Annotated in this window: 17 protein-coding genes; 8 read left to right on the forward strand and 9 right to left on the reverse strand. The window is 67.2% G+C overall.

Features of this window, described 5'->3' with window-relative positions:
* The first annotated feature begins 54 nt into the window (after positions 1-54).
* Positions 55-1,485, forward strand: a complete 1,431-nt coding sequence (locus L593_RS01135) for an FAD-binding oxidoreductase (RefSeq protein WP_020445075.1) — start codon at positions 55-57, stop codon at positions 1,483-1,485.
* A 51-nt stretch (positions 1,486-1,536) separates the two neighbouring features.
* Here L593_RS01135 and L593_RS01140 read toward each other — a convergent pair whose 3' ends face one another.
* Positions 1,537-3,276, reverse strand: coding sequence for a thiamine pyrophosphate-binding protein (locus L593_RS01140; protein WP_020445076.1), 1,740 nt, complete (start codon positions 3,274-3,276; stop codon positions 1,537-1,539).
* Between the two features lie 167 nt (positions 3,277-3,443).
* Here L593_RS01140 and L593_RS01145 point away from each other — a divergent pair, with 167 nt between their 5' ends.
* Positions 3,444-4,676: an MFS transporter gene (locus L593_RS01145; protein WP_049893748.1), complete on the forward strand. Its 1,233-nt coding sequence runs from the start codon at positions 3,444-3,446 to the stop codon at positions 4,674-4,676.
* 111 nt (positions 4,677-4,787) lie between these two features.
* On the opposite strand, the gene L593_RS01150 is transcribed toward L593_RS01145, so the two are convergent.
* Positions 4,788-6,317: an aldehyde dehydrogenase family protein gene (locus L593_RS01150; protein WP_020445078.1), complete on the reverse strand. Its 1,530-nt coding sequence runs from the start codon at positions 6,315-6,317 to the stop codon at positions 4,788-4,790.
* A 141-nt stretch (positions 6,318-6,458) separates the two neighbouring features.
* On the opposite strand from L593_RS01150, the gene L593_RS01155 reads away from it, so the two are divergent.
* Positions 6,459-7,361, forward strand: a complete 903-nt coding sequence (locus L593_RS01155; protein ID WP_020445079.1) for a Vms1/Ankzf1 family peptidyl-tRNA hydrolase — start codon at positions 6,459-6,461, stop codon at positions 7,359-7,361.
* A 53-nt stretch (positions 7,362-7,414) separates the two neighbouring features.
* Here the strand turns inward: L593_RS01155 and L593_RS01160 are convergent, their stop codons facing one another.
* Both L593_RS01160 and L593_RS01165 read right to left on the reverse strand, forming a co-directional pair.
* Positions 7,415-7,783: a PIN domain-containing protein gene (locus tag L593_RS01160; protein ID WP_020445080.1), complete on the reverse strand. Its 369-nt coding sequence runs from the start codon at positions 7,781-7,783 to the stop codon at positions 7,415-7,417.
* Positions 7,773-8,021 carry an AbrB/MazE/SpoVT family DNA-binding domain-containing protein gene (locus L593_RS01165; RefSeq protein ID WP_020445081.1) on the reverse strand — a complete coding sequence of 83 codons (249 nt, stop codon included), beginning with the start codon at positions 8,019-8,021 and terminating at the stop codon, positions 7,773-7,775. The genes L593_RS01160 and L593_RS01165 overlap by 11 nt, the downstream gene beginning before the upstream one ends.
* A gap of 150 nt (positions 8,022-8,171) precedes the next feature.
* On the opposite strand from L593_RS01165, the gene L593_RS01170 reads away from it, so the two are divergent.
* The 3 genes from L593_RS01170 to L593_RS01180 all read left to right on the forward strand — a co-directional run bounded on the left by L593_RS01170 (position 8,172) and on the right by L593_RS01180 (position 11,365).
* Positions 8,172-9,236: a DUF1611 domain-containing protein gene (locus tag L593_RS01170; RefSeq protein ID WP_020445082.1), complete on the forward strand. Its 1,065-nt coding sequence runs from the start codon at positions 8,172-8,174 to the stop codon at positions 9,234-9,236.
* Positions 9,233-10,288 carry a dipeptide epimerase gene (locus L593_RS01175; RefSeq protein ID WP_020445083.1) on the forward strand — a complete coding sequence of 352 codons (1,056 nt, stop codon included), beginning with the start codon at positions 9,233-9,235 and terminating at the stop codon, positions 10,286-10,288. Before L593_RS01170 ends, L593_RS01175 begins: the two co-directional genes overlap by 4 nt.
* 87 nt (positions 10,289-10,375) lie before the next feature.
* Entirely contained in the window at positions 10,376-11,365 is a 990-nt protein-coding gene (locus L593_RS01180) for an aldo/keto reductase (RefSeq protein WP_020445084.1), read from the forward strand.
* 46 nt (positions 11,366-11,411) lie between these two features.
* Here L593_RS01180 and L593_RS01185 read toward each other — a convergent pair whose 3' ends face one another.
* Both L593_RS01185 and L593_RS01190 read right to left on the reverse strand, forming a co-directional pair.
* Positions 11,412-11,843 carry a universal stress protein gene (locus L593_RS01185; RefSeq protein ID WP_020445085.1) on the reverse strand — a complete coding sequence of 144 codons (432 nt, stop codon included), beginning with the start codon at positions 11,841-11,843 and terminating at the stop codon, positions 11,412-11,414.
* Positions 11,844-11,986: 143 nt separating this feature from the next.
* The gene (locus tag L593_RS01190; protein WP_020445086.1) at positions 11,987-12,430 is read right to left on the reverse strand and encodes a universal stress protein; all 444 of its coding nucleotides are present in this window, start codon (positions 12,428-12,430) and stop codon (positions 11,987-11,989) included.
* A gap of 159 nt (positions 12,431-12,589) precedes the next feature.
* Between L593_RS01190 and L593_RS01195 the strand changes: the two genes are divergently transcribed.
* A complete protein-coding gene (locus tag L593_RS01195; protein WP_020445087.1) occupies positions 12,590-13,051 on the forward strand; it encodes a universal stress protein in 462 nt (153 codons plus the stop codon).
* A 61-nt stretch (positions 13,052-13,112) separates the two neighbouring features.
* Here the strand turns inward: L593_RS01195 and L593_RS01200 are convergent, their stop codons facing one another.
* From L593_RS01200 to L593_RS01210, 3 genes are all read right to left on the reverse strand, one after another.
* Positions 13,113-13,646, reverse strand: coding sequence for a GNAT family N-acetyltransferase (locus L593_RS01200; protein ID WP_020445088.1), 534 nt, complete (start codon positions 13,644-13,646; stop codon positions 13,113-13,115).
* Positions 13,643-14,008, reverse strand: coding sequence for a universal stress protein (locus L593_RS01205; RefSeq protein ID WP_020445089.1), 366 nt, complete (start codon positions 14,006-14,008; stop codon positions 13,643-13,645). Before L593_RS01205 ends, L593_RS01200 begins: the two co-directional genes overlap by 4 nt.
* A gap of 355 nt (positions 14,009-14,363) precedes the next feature.
* Positions 14,364-14,651 carry a hypothetical protein gene (locus L593_RS01210; protein WP_020445090.1) on the reverse strand — a complete coding sequence of 96 codons (288 nt, stop codon included), beginning with the start codon at positions 14,649-14,651 and terminating at the stop codon, positions 14,364-14,366.
* 147 nt (positions 14,652-14,798) lie between these two features.
* Between L593_RS01210 and L593_RS01215 the strand changes: the two genes are divergently transcribed.
* Positions 14,799-15,599, forward strand: a complete 801-nt coding sequence (locus L593_RS01215) for a PHP domain-containing protein (RefSeq protein WP_020445091.1) — start codon at positions 14,799-14,801, stop codon at positions 15,597-15,599.
* Positions 15,600-15,651 lie beyond the last annotated feature (52 nt).

Below are 15,651 nucleotides of genomic sequence, written 5' to 3' on the forward strand. Positions count from 1 at the left end.
CGGTGATACTATCTTCGCCGAACGCACTTGTTCCCGGAGTCCCTGCGTCGGTCCATGAACGAGGATCACACGGACGAATCGCTCGCGTTTCTCGCGGACGTGCTCCCCGAGGATCGCGTGTCGCGAAGCGAGGACGTTCGCGATTCCCACGCGACCGACTGGGGAACCGACGAGGGCACGACGCCCGACGCCGTGGTGTGGCCCGAAACGACTGAGGAGGTGTCGGCGATCCTCTCGGGCGCCACCGAGCACGGGATCCCGGTGACGCCCTACGCCGCCGGGACGAGCCTCGAAGGGAATCCGGTCCCGGCCCACGCCGGGATCAGCATGGATCTGACGCGGATGGACGTAGTCCTCGAGGTCCGCCCCGAGGATCACCAGATCGACGTGGAACCGGGCGTGATGGGACCCGCCATCGAGGACGCTGCCGGGGAGCACGGCCTGTTCTTCCCGCCGCTGCCCTCCTCCGGCGACATCTCCACGATCGGCGGGATGATCGCGAACGCCGCCAGCGGGATGCAGACCGTGAAGTACGGCGAGATCGCCGACTGGGTGCTCGAACTGGAGGCCGTCCTCGCCGACGGCTCGGTGATCACGGCGGGGAGCAAGGCCGTCAAGACTTCCTCTGGGTACAATCTCCGTGACTTGCTGATCGGGAGCGAGGGTACACTCGCGGTCGTGACCCGCGCGACGCTCGAACTCGCCGGACGTCCCCAGCAGATCCGTGGTGGCCGCGCACTCTTCTCGACGCTCGACGACGCGACAGCGGCCGTGACCGACGCCGTTCAGTCCGGCGTCGACGTGGCGAAGATCGAACTGATCGACGCGGAGAGCGCCAGGATGTCGAACGCCTACACTGGCGCCGACCTGCCCGACGAGCCGATGGTGTTCGTCGAGTTTCACGCCGACCACGGCATCGAAGAGGAGATCGCGTTCTGTGAATCCATCTTCGAGGCCCACGGAGTCGAGCGCTTCGAGATCGCAGACGAAGCGCGGATGGACGACCTCTGGCGCGCCAGGAAGGACCTCGCGTTCGCCGTTCGGTCCTTCGATCCCGATCTCGAACCGCTCCACCCCGGCGACGTGACGGTGCCGATCAGCGAGTACGGCCCGCTCATCGAATTCGCCAAGGAGCGCGCCGCCGAAGAGAATCTCCTCGTTCCCTGCTTCGGTCACGCCGGCGACGGCAACGTGCACTACTCGGTGCTCGCCGATCCGGACGATCCCGACGAAGTCGAACGTGGCGAAGCCCTGTACGCCGAAATCGTCCAGCGGGCGATCGAGGTGGGCGGGACCGCGACCGGCGAGCACGGCGTCGCCCTCGGCAAACGCGAGTACCTCGTGGGCGAACATGGGGAGGCCACCGTCGAGGCGATGCGGGCGATCAAGCGTGCGCTCGACCCCACGGATACGATGAACCCAGGGAAGATCTTCCCGGAGACGGCGGATGGCGAGCGGGTGCTGGAAGACGAACTCGACGAGTAACCGATCTCGGGTGCGACCTGACGGGGCGAGCAGCGGCCTCTGCGTCGCGTATCAATCGTGGACCAGCACGTCCACGACGTCGACACCCTCGCTACCGAAGGCAGCCGCCAGCGTCTCGTCGAGTTCCTCGGGCGTCTCGACGAGGTGGCCGGTCGCGCCGTGACTCTCGGCGTTCTTCTGGATGTCGACCGGTGGGTCGAACCGGATACTGTCCCACTCGTAGTCGTCGCCCTCGCCGCCGAGGAGGTGTGCGGCGTTGTCGGCCAGGATCCGGTAGTTGCGGTTGTCAGGGACGACGACCGTCAGGTCGAGGTCCTGGCGGACGGCAGAGTAGATCGAGTGTGGGTAGTAGAGGTAGGATCCGTCGGCGACGAAGCCGAGGACGTCGCGGGGCTCATCGCGCTGGCGCTCGGCGATCGCAGCGCCCACGGCGGCCGGGAGACCATACCCCAGGCCGCCGCCCTTGTTCGAGACGTACTGCTCGGGCTCGAACTCCCAGCGAGTGAGCATCGCGTACTTCGACGTCACGCCCTCGTCGACGACGAAGGCGTCGCCGGCTACGTCCTCGAGCGCGTCGACGAGCGTCGCCTTCGACGCCCGCGGATCGTCCGGGGGCTCGTCCTCGCCCATCTGGTCCATCTTGGCTCCGACGAACTCCTTCTGGGCGGCGACGTCCGCGAGGCGCTGCTCGCGCGTCGCGTCGTCGAGTCGCTCTGAGAGGCGGTCGGCGAGCTGGGCCGCGACCTCGCCGGGATCCCCGATCACCGCTGCGTCGGCGGGCTGGTTCTTGCCCAGTTCCCACGCGTCGTCGCCGACGTGGATGCAGGTCGTGTCCTCGGGCACGAGCGGTCCCTCCCTGTGCGTGAGCGTGGTGTTGGTCGAACAGCCGACGAGGCAGAGCACGTCGGCGCTCAGCAGCGACCGCGCGAGGTCCTCGTCCGGGGGCACGTAGGAGACGAACTGCTCGTGGTCCGTCGGGAAATCGATCTCGCAGGCGAGGATTTCTGCGTGGACGCGCGCACCTGCAGCCTCGGCGAGGTCGACCGCTGCGTCGACCGCGTCGGTGCCGGCCCGAGCGACGCCGTCGCCGACGACGAGCACCACGTCCTCGGCGTCTGCCAGCAGGTCCGCGGTGCGCTCGACTTGCGCCACGTCGCCGCGGCCCGCGGTTGGAATCGGTCCGAGTCGGTCGACGGCCGCGTCCGTCTCCGCCATCGCGACGTCGACGGGGAGCGAGAGGAAGACCGGCCCCGTCGGCGGGGAGAGCGCGGTCCGTACCGCACGGCGGAGCATCGTCGGCAGCGCCGCGACATCCTGTACTGTCGCCGACCACTTCGTCCACTGGTCGACGAGCGCCTCCTGGTCGCCGGTGAGCAACGGCTCCTCGTGTTCGAAGTGCCGGGCGTGGTTTCCCGCGGTGACGAGCAGCGGTGCTCCTGCGACCGACGCACCGTAAATATTCCCGAGACCGTGGGCGAGCCCGGGCGCGAGGTGGAGGTTCGCAACGCCCAGTGGGAGCACCTCGCGGTTCTCCGCTGGCTCGGCGCGATCACCGGCCTGGCCGCCGCGACTACCTGCTGCGTCCGCGTGATACCGCCGGGTGCTCGCGTAGCCCGCCGCCATTCCCGTTGCGATGTCCTCGTGGGCTGCGAGGACGTACTCGAGGTCGCTGCGTTCGATCGCGTCGACGACTGGCAGTTCGGTCGTTCCGGGATTGCCGAAGACGTGGGTGACGCCGTACCGTTCGAGGGCGTCGACGAACAGTTCGCCGCCGGTTCGGGTGCCGCTCATTGGAGAGTACACCACCCCGTGCCACATTAATGCTGGCGCGACGGCGAGGGCGTCGCGCACGACGGTTCTGCGCGAGGGGTCGGGTCCGCGACGAGTGCGTCGTATTACGGTCCCCATGGCGGGGTCATAACTACTCGTAACTGTGACCTGTTCGTCGGTTCCGGTGGATGCGTCTCCCGTCGAGAGCGGACGGCTGGCAGCGACCGTCAGAGCAGGTGCTCAAGTACTACGCCTACAAGGCCACCAAAGCGGTCGAGTTCTACCGGCCGGTGATGTACCTGTTCTTCCTGGCGCAGGGGCTCTCCTTCACCCAGATCGTCGTTCTGGAGGCGATCTACAACCTGACGACGGTGCTGGGTGAGATCCCCACGGGGTACGTCGGTGACCGCGTGGGTCGGCGGAACAGTCTGCTGTTCGGGACGGTCCTGATCGCGGTGACGCTCGTGGGGATCGGCCTCGCCGAATCGTTCTGGGCGTTCGCAATTCTCTACGTGTGCTGGTCGAGCGGCTACAACTTCCGGTCGGGGAGCGAGGACGCCTGGCTCTACGATACCCTGACCGACGAACTCTCCGAAGACGAGTTCGCCCACGTTCGCGGTCGCGGGGAGGCAGCCGCACTCGCCGTCGGTGCCGGGGCAGCCGTCGCCGGTGGCTACCTCGCGAGCGTCGATCTTTCATACCCGTGGTTCGTCGCCGCCGCGGTGACTGGGGTCGGCGCGCTCGTGCTGGTGACGGTGGAGGAATCGTCGACCTACGAGGAATCCGACGCCGACCAGCTCGGGTTTCGGCGTACGATCGAAATCGTCCGGGAAGTCGTCGCCAAGCGGGATCTCCGTGCGTTTCTGCTCTACTACTACGTGCTCTACGCAGCCGTCACCTACCTCGTCTTCGTCTTTCTGCAGCCGATCTTCGAGACCGTCGTGGTCGACCTCGGCGTCGCGTCCGGGGACGTCGAGGCGCTTATCGGGTGGTTCTACGCCGCCTACAATATCGTCGGAGCGGGGCTGAGCTACTTCACGGGGACGATCAAGCGGGTCGTCGGTGTTCGCACCTGGTTCGCCGTGTTACCGTTCCTCGTCGGGACCGCGCTGCTCGCGATGTACGCCGTCCCGGTGCTCGCGCTCCCGACGTTCCTCTTCGCCCGCGGACTCGCCGACGTGACCCGCACCTTCGCCGGCCAGTACGTCAACGACCGCATCGACACGCTCGGCCGTGCGACCGTACTGAGTGCGCTGGCGATGGTCAGCGGGCTCGCCGTGATTCCGTTCCAGCTGGGGAGCGGCGTTATCTCCGACGCGGTCTCGCCGCTGTTCGCACTCGCCGTCGGCGGCGCTGCGCTCGTGGTCGGCTCCGCCGTGATTCGACTGTGGGAATCACCAGTCAGGACGGACCCCGTCTGAGAACGACGCACGAAATAACCGGGAACGGGAATAGGGAAGGGACGGGAAATTGGGAGAGCGGGAATTTGGAAGAGTGGGAAATGAGAGACAGGGGACGAACCGAGCGCTGGGTCAGTCGTCTTCGGTCGTGATGTCCGCCGACAGGCCCTGGGCCATCGCGATGTCCTCGTCGTTGTTCAGCGTCCAGGCGGTCCGATCAGTGACGGACTCGATGACCTCGCGGGCGCTCGGCGCTCCCTTTCCGGACTTCTTCACGCCGCCGAAGGGCAGGTGGACCTCCGCGCCGATGCAGGGGAGGTTGGCGTAGGCGAGGCCGACCTCGCCACGGTCGCGGTAGTAGTTCAACTGTCGGTAGTCCTCGGAGATGACGGCGCCGGCGAGGCCGTAGGGCACGTCGTTGTGGATCTCGACGGCGTCCTCGATGGTACCCTCGTACTCGACGAGCGCGACGTGTGGGCCGAAGACCTCCTCCTTGAGACAGCGCAGCGTGGGGTCGTACTCGATCTCGTACACGAACGGGCCGATCCAGTGGCCCTCGGTGTTGCCGCCGGGAATCTCGTCGGCGTCGAGGTCCGCGCGATCGACGAGCACGTTGGCGCCCTCCTTGCGGGCGAGGTCGTTGTACTCGTGGAACTTCTCGACCTGCCGCTCGTCGATCGCGGGGCCCATGAACGTGTCCTCGTCGAGGGGATCGCCGACGGCGACGGATTCGGCGAGGTCGACGAAGCGCCGTTTGAACTCGTCGTAGACGTCGGTGTGGACGATCAGGCGCTCGGAGGAGACGCAGCGCTGGCCCGTCGTCTTGAACGACGACATGACCGCGGAGTGGACGGCGATGTCGAGGTCCGCCTCCTCGGTGACGACGATGGCGTTCTTGCCGCCCATCTCCAGCGCGACGTCGCGGCCAGGCTGGCCACCGATCTCGTCGGCGATCGAGTGACCGACCTCCGCCGAACCGGTGAACAGCACCGTGGGGACGCGCTCGTCGTCGACGATCGCAGCGCCGGCGTCGCCGAAGCCCTGCACCATGTTGAAGACGCCGTCCGGGATGCCAGTGTCCTCGAACATCTCCGCGATGATCTGGCCACACCAGGGGGTCTGCTCGGCGGGCTTCCAGACCACGGTGTTGCCTTCGACCAACGAGACGGCCATATGCCAGAACGGAATCGCGACCGGGAAGTTCCAGGGCGTGATGCAGCCCACGACGCCCCTGGGTTGCCGGCGCATGTAGGAGTCCTTCGCAGCGATCTCGCTCGGGACGACGTCGCCGTGGGGATGGCGAGCGTTCCCCGCCGCCCACTCGACCATGTGCCAGGCCTCGGTGACGTCGGCCTTGCCCTCGGAGATCTCCTTGCCGCACTCCTGGGTCACGATCTCGCCGAGTTCCTCGTGACGATCACGGAGTTCGTGATAGATCTCCCAGAGGTACTCCGCCCGATCGATGTAGGAGAGGGAGCGCCACTCCTCGAACGCGTCTTCGGCCGCGCCGACTGCTGCCTCGACGTCCTCGGGCGTCCCTCGGTGGAACTCCGCGAGCGTGTCGCCCGTCGCAGGGTCCTCGCTCGTGAACGTCTCCGCGCCGCTGCCGTCGATCCACTCGCCGCCGACGTAGTGTCCAAAGGTATCCTGTGGAGGGGACATGGTGGCAATATTTTCGTCACGCCGTGAAAAACCCATCTGTCGATCGTGATAGACTGGACGGATGCCCATCGGGAATCGTGCGGCTGCAGCCACTGCCTCGTGCCCGGAACACGGAAGTGAGTCGGGGAGAGCAATGGTGGCATGATCGACCGGCTGCTCGGCGGCGGACGGATCGAGGAGCTGGAAGCCGAGCTCGAGGAGGCCCGGGAGGAACGGGAGCGGGCCGAAGCGCAACTCGAAGCCGAGGAGCGCCGCCGCGCCGAAGCTGTCACGGCTCGACAGGAGGCCCAGGAGCGCGTCAACGAACTCGAGGACAGGATTGCGCAGCTGGAAGGCACCGTCGAGCGGCTGGAAGGTGACGAGGCCGACCTCTCCTTCCGTGGCCGCAGGAATCTGGATCGACGCGCCACTGCCCGGATCCTCGACCGACTCGACAGCGTCGAGGCGCCACCCGACGCAGCGATGACGGCCGTGGTCGATGACCACGTTCCCGAGGATGCCAGGGAGGCATTCGGCGAGCGGTCGGCGCTCGTCGAGCGAGCCGCGCCTTGCGTCGCCGTCACGGACGAGGACGGGCTGCTCAGCGCTGCCCTTCGGCCACCGGTTCTCCCCGAACCCGGCGTCACGTGGGCCGAGTCGTTCGACCTCGACCGGTCCAGCTTCCTCCCGACCGGTACGTTCGCGGTCGCACTCGTCCGCTCGGACCTCTTCGCGCTCGGCGAGTATCGCGGCGACGAGCGGCTGGCATTCGAGGGCTTCGAGAGCGACGTCAAAGGTGACCACTCCAAAGGTGGCTTCTCGCAGGGCCGCTTCGAGCGCCGTCGCGACGCCCAGATCGAGGAGCACCTCGAGGACGTGCAGGCCGCGCTCGCAGATCGGGACGCCGAAACGCTCTATCTCACCGGCGATCGGAGCGCCCTCGACGCGCTCGCCGACGAGGTCGACGCCAGGGCGAGTGCGCCCGTCGACGCCACGGGGAAGCCGGAAGCTGCGCTCGAGGAAGCGTTCGCGGACTTCTGGCGGACGACGCTCTATCTCGTCTGAGTCGTCGGTCGGGTGTGCTCAGCAGTCATTCGAATCGACGTCCCGCCGACGGGTCAGTCCGCAGCCTCCTCGCCGTCCAGTCGGAGCCAGGTCCGCTCTTCGCCGTCGACCTCGCCGGGAACCCCGCGTTCGTCGGCGATGGCGGCGTGGAACGCGTCGAAGGTGTCGATCCCCCCGTCGCGATACCGGGACGCCCGGTAGAGGATCGCGGGATCGTCGTCGAAGTCGGCGAGGTCGAGCATCGCCGTGATCGCGCGTTCGCGGTCGAAGTGGTACGACTCCTCGATCAAGAATAGCTCCACGAACGTCACCAGCGACACCTGCAGATCGTCTTCGTGTTCTGCGAGCAGTGACGCCGCCCGATCGATCCGTGACTCGTCCTCCGTCAGGAGCGCGAGCCAGACCGATAGGTCAGCGTACATGCTCGTCGACCTCCGCGTCTCCCCGGCTACGCGCCACAGCGCGCAGCGCATCCGCGGAGGTCTCGCGAAGTTCCTCACTGCCCGACTCCCGTAGGGTCTCGATCGGATTCTGTGGGATGGGGACGAGCTTGATTCCATCCTCGAGCTCGACGACGCGGTACCGATCGCCGAACCGCTCGCGGAGCTCGGTCGGAATCGTGATCCGCCCTCGCTTGTCAGTGCTCCGCTCGACTCCCATGCCCACAAACTGCTTTCGAGTAGGAATACTTCAGTCTATTCCTTAAATATTGATATATTCCCACTGAGTAGAGGATTTCCCATTTTTACTTTGTTCTCCCATGCACGGACGGTACCACGTTTTTGGCCGGTGCTCGCGGAGAGTCGAGCCATGCGCGTCGCGATCCTCGCCCACGAGAAGTTCCCGGACCGCGCCAAGACGGCTGTCGGGATCTGCAGGTACGGGGAACAGGACGTCGTCGCAGTGCTCGATCGTGACCGGGCGGGCGATCGCGTCGCGGACCACGTGCCCGACGTACAGGACGCGCCGATCGTCGAATCGATGGCCGACGCACCGGCGTGTGACGCGCTCGTGATCGGCATCGCGCCGATCGGCGGCGACTTCGACCCCTCGTGGCGGTCGGACGTTCGGACGGCGCTCGAGCGAGGGTGCGACGTACTCGCAGGATTGCACTACCCGCTCGCCGAGGACGAGGAGTTCGTGACGCTCGCCGCGGAGCACGACTGCGAACTGCGAGACGTCAGAGAGCCCCCCGACGACCTCGACGTCTCACGCGGCACCGCCGGCGACGTCGACGCACACGTGATCGCTACCGTCGGCACCGACTGCTCGACGGGGAAACTCACCACGACGCTCGAACTCGTCGACGCGCTCCGCGCCGAGGGCCTCGACGCCGCTGCCGTACCGACCGGCCAGACCGGCATCCTGATCGAAGGGTGGGGGATCGCCGTCGACCGCGCGATCAGCGACTACGCGGCCGGCGCAGCCGAGCGACTCGTCGAGAACGCTGCCGCCGAGCACGACGTACTCGTCGTCGAGGGGCAGGGGAGCATCCTCCATCCGGCCTACTCCGGCGTCACGGCGAGCCTCCTCCACGGCGCGATGCCCGATGCGCTCGTGCTCTGTCACGAGGCCGGTCGCGAGGCGATCCACGGCTACGAAGCGTTTGCCATTCCGCCGGCCAGCGAGGTCGCCAGCCGATACGAGCAGTTCGTCGAGCCAGTGGCACCGGCAGCGGTGGTCGCAGGTGCCCTGAACACCTCGAGGATCGAGGGGGAGGACGAAGCCCAGCGGGCGGTCGAGGAATTCGGCGCGGCGATCGACGCACCGGCGACGGATCCAGTTCGCTTCGAGGCAAGCGAAGTCGTCGACGGACTGGTTCCGGAGGATGAGGAGGCAGCGCAAAGTGGCCGATCGGGGGGGCCTGAACCGTGACGGGAACACCCCAGAGCGTCGAACCGTCGTTCGAGCGTATCGAACTCCCACTGGCGGTGCCCTTCGAGATTTCCAGGGGATCGATGACCACGACGGAGGTCGTCGTCGTACGTCTCGACGACGGCGAGCGCGTCGGTATCGGCGCGGCGAGTCCGTCGGCCTACTACGGTGAGGACCCCGACTCGGTCGCGTCGGCGCTGCCGGATCTCCTCGATGTCGTCGAGTCGGTGGGCGATCCGCTCGCGATCCAGCGGATCGAGCTCGACCTCCGGGCGACCGCACCCGCCGACGCGGCGGCCCGCGCTGCAGTCAGTATCGCCGTCCACGATCTCGCGGCGAAACGGCTCGGCGTGCCCCTCTATCGGCTGTGGGGGCTCGATCCCGACGCTGCACCGTCGACTTCCTTCTCGATCGGGATCGCGGACCCCGAGACGATGGCAGCGCGAGCAGCGGAGGCCGTCGAACGCGGCTTCGGGACGCTCAAATTGAAACTCGGCACCGACGACGATCGATCGCGGCTCCTCGGCGTTCGCGAGGCAGTTCCCGAGGCCACGCTACGAGTCGACGGGAACTGCGCGTGGGATCGCGAGACCGCACTCGATCGACTCGACCTCCTGGAAACGGCCGAGGTGGGCCTGCTGGAACAGCCCGTCGCAGCCGACGACCTCGACGGCCTCCGAGCAGTCACCGACGCGACGTCGATCCCGGTGGTTGCGGACGAATCCTGCGTCGTAGCGAGCGACGTACCGGCCGTCGCGGCGACCTGCGACGCGATCGTCTGCAAACTGATGAAGTGTGGCGGCCCCTGGGCCGCCCGCGAGCAAATCGAGGCTGCTCACGCCCACGGCCTGGAGGTCATGCTCGGCTGCATGGTGGAGTCGAACGCCTCGATCGCCGCCGGGTGGCACCTCGCGCCGCTGGTCGAGCGCGTCGATCTCGACGGTTCGCTGTTGCTCGCCGAGGACCCCTTCGACGGCGTGACCCTCGCCGACGCCCGCCCACTGCTCCGCGAGCAGGAAGGGTTCGGCACCGGCGCCGGTGACCGATCCTGAACGGTCGTTGCTCGTCAGCGCGCCGGTCGACAGCGGACGACTGCCGAGAGGCCAACCTTCAGGAGCGGGGCGATCCGACGATCACGTATGCATCAGCGACGACTCGGCTCGACGGACCAGTACGTCTCGGAGGTCGGTCTCGGCACCTGGAACATCGGCGGAAGCTGGGGCGACGTCTCGGACGAAACCGGCCGCGAGGTCGTGCGCGCGGCCATCGACGCGGGCATCGACTTCGTCGACACGGCGGACGTCTACGGCGACGGCCGTAGCGAGTCCCACATCGGCACCGTGCTCGAGGAGCGCGACGCCTACGACGACGTGTTCGTTGCGACGAAGACCGGCCGACGGCTCGACCCCCACGAGCCCGAACGCTACAACTACGAGACGCTCCGGCCCCAGGTCGAGCGTAGCCTCGAGAACCTCGGCGTCGAGACGATCGACCTCCTGCAGTTGCACTGTCCGCCGACGGAGGCCTACTACCAGCCCGACACGTTCGAGATGCTCGAACGGTTCGAGGAGGAGGGCATCATCGAGCAGGCTGGCGTCAGCGTCGAGAAGGTCGAGGAGGCGGAGAAGGCGATCGAGTACGACGTCGTCGAGAGCGTCCAGATCATCTTCAACCCCTTCCGGCAACGCCCGAAGGAGCGGTTCTTCAGGGCCGCCAACCGGTACGACGTCGGGATCATCGTTCGCGTGCCCTACGCCTCCGGGCTGCTGACCGGCGCGCTCGATCGCGACCAGGAGTTCGCCGAGGACGACCACCGGAACTTCAACCGCGAGGGCGAGGCCTTCGACGTCGGCGAGACGTTCGCCGGCGTGCCCTACGAGACGGGCCACGACGCCCTCGAGGCGATGGAGCCCCACCTCCCGGACGACCGCTCGACGGCGCAGGCGACGCTCCGGTGGATCCTGGATCACGACCAGGTGACGACCGTGATTCCGGGGACCACCTCGCCCGCCCACGTCGAGTCGAACGCGGCGGTCTCCGAGCAGCCACGGCTCTCACACGAGGTCCACGGTGCGATCCGCGACGTCTACGAGGAGTACGTCTACGAGCACGTTCACCACCGCTGGTAATCCGCAGCGACAGTCGAACCCTCGAAGCAACGGTTCGGGGCGGTCGTTACTCGTCTGCGCTGAGCTGGCGAACGGTCAGTACGGGCACCGGACAGGTCCGGACGACGCGCTCGGCGACGCTCCCGATGAGAAACCGGTGCTCGCCGTGCCGGCCACGGGTACCCGTAGCGACGACGTCGATCCCTTCTTCGCGGGCGTACTCGGCGATTGCGTCGGCGGGGCGCCCTTCGATGACGGCGGTCGTTACCTCACGATCCGTCCGCTCGGAGACCCCCTCCACGGCCTTGCTCGCGTCGGCTTCGAGCGCCGCACGAAGCTCGTCCCGGAGTTGTTCGGGCGAAGACGCAACCTCTGTCTCGTCGACGACGGACAGCGCGTGCACCTCGGCGTCGAAGCGGTCGGCCAGGTCGATGGCCACGTCGACGGACCGGGAGACGCTCTCAGAGCCGTCGGTCGCGATGGCGACGGTATCGATCATACGAGAGCGTACCCGGGCAGTGGTGGAAAAGCCACCGGTCGCTCGCCACAGACGACCGACCGAGTCGTCACTGCCGACGGTCGAGCGGCCAGCTGGCGACGCTCGAGTGGACAGCTCCAGGAAAATCGACCGCAGTCGCCCGATTAGCTCGTGGTGACGGTGACCGGACCATCGAAGCCGAGAATGATCGCCTGGGCGATGTCACCGAAGACGGCCTTGCCGGCGGGCGAGCGCTGCCGGCCGTGGACGAAGATGTGGTCGGCGTCGCTGGAGCGAGCCTCCGCGAGGATCTCCTCCTCGTCGTCGCCGATGCGACCGACGGCGGTGAACTCGGCGTCGGCACCGAGGACCTCCTCGCCGATGGCCTCCGCGAACCCTTCGGCCTCCTCGACGCCGCGGGCCACGCCGTAGTCGAGTTCGATGCCGGGAATCGAGGAGAGTTCACCCTGACGCTCCTCGAACTCTTCGTCGGACGTGACGTAGAGCAGTCGGAGTTCGGCATCGACGCCGTGTGCGAGTTCTGCGGCTTCGGCGACGAGATTCTTCGTTGCTTCGGATGCCTCGATCACGACGAGTGCGCGTTCCATGGTGACGGGGTTCGAGGTGGGGGCTCAAAGTCGTTCTGTCTCACGAGTGCCCGCAACCGGCCGGACTCCGGCGATTATTGCCGCCCACGCAGGTCGATCGAGTCTGACCGGCGATCGCGGTCGGGTAGTTTTTTCCCCGCCGCGGATCGAAGGTCGTGTATGGCGCCCGCAGACGCTCCGCTGTCGGTCGAGACGGTACTCGTGCCCGTCGACGGGACCGACCAGGCCACCAAAGCCGCCGAGTACGCCATCGCGATCGCGGATCGGTACGACGCGGACGTCACCGCCGTCTACGTCCTCGCCGAGACCATCAGCCGAGCGATCGAGCGCGAGGCCGTCGATCACGAGACCGTGGCCGAGGAGAGCCAGTCCTACCTCGAGGGGCTCACCGAGACGGCAGCCGCGTCGGGGGTCGCTCTCGACGCGACCGTCGCCTACGGCTTCTCGAAGACCAAGAAGAGTCAGCATCCCGGAAGCGTGGTCCTCGACACCGCCGACGAGATCGGCGCGGACTTCCTCGTCATTCCGCGGGAGGACCAGCACGAGGACGAACGGGACACGCTGGCGAAGGCTGCGGAGTACGTGCTGTTGTACGCGAGTCAGCCGGTCCTGTCGGTCTGAAACGCGGCCCCTTCGTCTGTAACGCTCACTGTCGATCTGAACGACCTGGGCTCGGACGGACCTACTCCTCCCCGTCGGTGATCACGAGCGACATCTCCATCTCGAAGCTCTCGGCCTCGCAGGGCTCGAAGCCGACCGACTTGTACAGCGCGATCGCCGGGCGGTTCCAGCGTTCGACGGTGAGCCAGACGCGCTCGACGCCTTCCGCGGCGCCGTAGCCCAGGAGCGTCTCGATGAGTTGCGTCCCGATCCCCGCGCCCTGGTAGGGCTGGTAGACGAAGATAGCGAGTTCCCAGCCATCGGTGTCGGGCATGAGAACGGCGTGGCCGACGACGTCGGGGCCGTCCCAGGCGAGGACGTTCAGGCCCTCGGTGAGCAGCGTGTCGAGCCAGGAACGGATCCGGTCCTCCTGGGAGGGCGGGATGCCTTGCGCCCGGTCGGCGGGATCGAAGGCCGTGTACATCTCGACGACGGGTTCGGGATCCATACCCCCGGCTGCCTGGAGTTCGATGAGTCGGCCCTCGGCGTCCTCGAACTCCCTGGGCGGCGTCGGGAAGGGCCCTGCGACCTCGTCGGGGTAGATGCGCCCCGTCATCGTACCAGTCTCACCGTGACCTGGGCGTTCAAGAGGACGAACTCCGTCGTCGTTCCCAGCTCGATCTTGCCCATCGGACTCTCCTGCCCACCACCGATGGCGAGCTGTTCGTAGGGACCGGCCTCCGCGAGCTCGACCAGCGCGCTGGCAGGATGGTCCGCCTCGATCCGCTCGACCTCCCAGGGAACGTCGCTCTCGGCGAGTCGACCGCGCACCGATTCCTCGACGTCGTCGAGCGACTGGTCGCGGAGTGCGAAGACCGCGACCGTCAGCTCGTCACCGGCCTCCTCCGCCCGCTCGAGGACGCTCTCGAGTGCGCGATCGGATTCCTCGCTTCCCTCGACGCCGAGCAGCACGTGCATCGGCAGGTGATTGGTCGGGCCCCTGCAAAAAGGGTTCCCTCGTCGATCGCACGGCGAATCGCGGCGATTCGGTCAGACGCAATCCAGTATCGGTCCGGGTAGTCGGAATACAGCCAATTCTGGAGACGATCGGACGTGTACCGAGAGCAGAGAGGCGAGAGAGGGAGAAAGCGTGCTGGGGCAGGGAGGGAAAGCGTGTGAAGCAGCGGAGAAACGCTGCTACCCTCGGGGTGCTTGGCTCGTTGCACGGGGAAGAAGTGGGAGGGGCCGTGGGGACGGTGGTCGAAGTGACGGCAGCAGGGAAGTGGGGCGAGGCGGTTGGTCGACGGCTGTTGGTCGACGGCTGTTGGCCTCCTCAGAAAGACACCTGATCGGGACCGTGTGGCGAACCCGGCGGCGTCGGGTCGCGGTCGCTGTAGAACCGCCGACCGACGGCGCGGTGGGACACCGCGGCGTAGACCGCGAACCGGGCGTCGAGCGCCGACTCGTAGGTCTCATCGTCCATCCGGTCGAGGGCGTCCCCGATGCGCTCCGTGCCGTTTGCCAGCTCGAGCTCCACGTCGCCGAAGCGCTCGAGGAACTCCTGCGTGGTCAGTGGGTATTGCTCGTCGTCGATGCCCGCGTCGGTCGCTGTCGGGATCATCAACCAATACAAAATGAACGATAATGATAAATCTTCGCTGGAAGGTCCCTTGGAGTGTGCATACTCCTTAATGGTCTTTAATCATGAATGGCGGTCTGTGTCGATGGGAGCCGGAACGACCTTGCCACGCCGCGGCGGACCGCCACCATGGTCGTCGCGGACCTCCACGTGCACACGACGAACTCCGACGGCACGCTCGACGTCGCGGACATCCCCGCTGCTGCGACGCGTGCAGACCTCCGAGCCGTCGCGATCACGGACCACGACCGGCCCCACCCGGACCTCGACGCGCCCCTGACGGTGATTGACGGCATCACGGTCGTCCACGGAATCGAACTCCGGGTCGAGGCCACGGACCAGCGCGTGGACCTCCTCGGCTACGGACTCGACCCCACCGATGCCCTCCGGGAGGAGTGCGAGCGAATCCAGCAAAATCGCGCGAATCGAGGCGCTCGCATCGTCCAGCGCGTCGAGGACCACCTGGGCATCGACCTGGAGGTCGAGGCCCGGCCCGGTCTCGGGCGGCCGCACATCGCCCGGGCGGTCGCCGAGCATCCTGCGGTCGAGTATGACCTCCAGGGCGTCTTCGACGAACTCATCGGCGACGATCGCCCCTGCTTCGTCGCCCGCGACGTCCCGTCTTTCGAGACTGGCCGTCGGTTGCTGGCGGACGCCTGTCGGATCGTCGGACTCGCGCACCCGCTTCGGTACGACGATCCGGAAGCAGCGCTCGCGTTGACCGCCGAACTCGACGCCGTCGAACGATGGTATCCGTACGATCGGCCGGCCGATCCGGGAGACACACCCGCCCTCGAACCCGTGGAGCGAGCGATCAAGCAGTACGACCTGCTCCCGACTGGCGGCTCTGACGCCCACGGGACCAGCCTGGGTGCCGCTGGACTCAACGCCGATGCCTGGGAACGCGTCGAAGCCGCACTCGACGGCTGAGCACCCGAAGGGCCGAGGAGCAGGGGCGAACCAGCACAGTACTTTCCAGGGA

The organism is Salinarchaeum sp. Harcht-Bsk1 (assembly GCF_000403645.1).
Taxonomy (GTDB): Archaea; Halobacteriota; Halobacteria; order Halobacteriales; family Salinarchaeaceae; genus Salinarchaeum.